General features: G+C 63.9%; 1 protein-coding gene. It reads left to right on the top strand.

Annotated elements, in window-relative coordinates:
• Nucleotides 1-69: 69 nt before the first annotated feature.
• Nucleotides 70-902: IS481 family transposase (locus M1L58_RS23255; protein WP_248660627.1), on the top strand; the 833-nt coding region annotated here is incomplete at its 3' end.

Genomic DNA, 902 nt, shown 5'->3' with positions numbered 1-902 from the left:
CGGTCAACAGGTGAGGGCCTCCGGTATCGATGTGGTTACCACACACACGCCGATCACCAAGAGGCCCTCATGACCCACCGTAATGCCTTCCTCACCGAACGTGGCCGTCTGGCCCTGGCTCAGTGCGTCGTCGATAAGAACTGGCCTCTACGACGGGCCGCCGAACGGTTCAACTGCTCACCGGCCACGGCCAAGAAGTGGGCCGACCGCTACCGGCAGACCGGTGAGGCCGGCATGGCAGATCGGTCCAGCCGCCCCTACCGGTCACCCCATCAGCTCCCTGTGCGCCGGGAACGTCGAATCATCAAGTTGCGGTTCCTGCGTCGCTGGGGCGCTGCACGAATCGCTGCGCACCTGCGGCTAGCAAAATCGACCGTCGAGGCGGTGTTGCGCCGGTATCGGATGCCGCTGTTGCGTCACCTCGATCAGGCCACCGGGCTTCCGGTACGCCGGACACCGCCACGACGCTACGAACACGACGCTCCCGGCGACCTGATCCACATCGACATCAAGAAACTCGGCCGCATCCCCGAAGGCGGCGGCCACCGCAAACTCGGGCGCACGATCGGCAACCGGCACAACAAGAAACACCGCCCGGGGTACGCATATCTGCACCACGCCGTCGATGACCATTCCCGGCTGGCATACTCCGAGATCCTCACCGACGAACGCAAAGAGACCGCCGCGCAGTTCTGGGACCGCGCCAACGCCTTCTTCAGCCAACATGGGATCACTGTGAGACGAGTGATGACCGACAACGGCGCCTGTTACCGCTCAAGGGTTTTCGCAGAATCCCTCGGCGCCGAGATCAAGCACAAGAAGACCCGTCCCTACCGCCCGCAAACCAACGGCAAGGTCGAACGATTCAACCGCACCCTGGCCTCGGAATGGGCCTACGCCGA

The organism is Gordonia sp. C13 (assembly GCF_023218005.1).
In the GTDB taxonomy this organism is placed as follows: domain Bacteria; phylum Actinomycetota; class Actinomycetes; order Mycobacteriales; family Mycobacteriaceae; genus Gordonia; species Gordonia namibiensis.
Note: the sequence above shows the minus strand (reverse complement) of the source record. Positions and strands in the feature narration are given on the sequence as shown.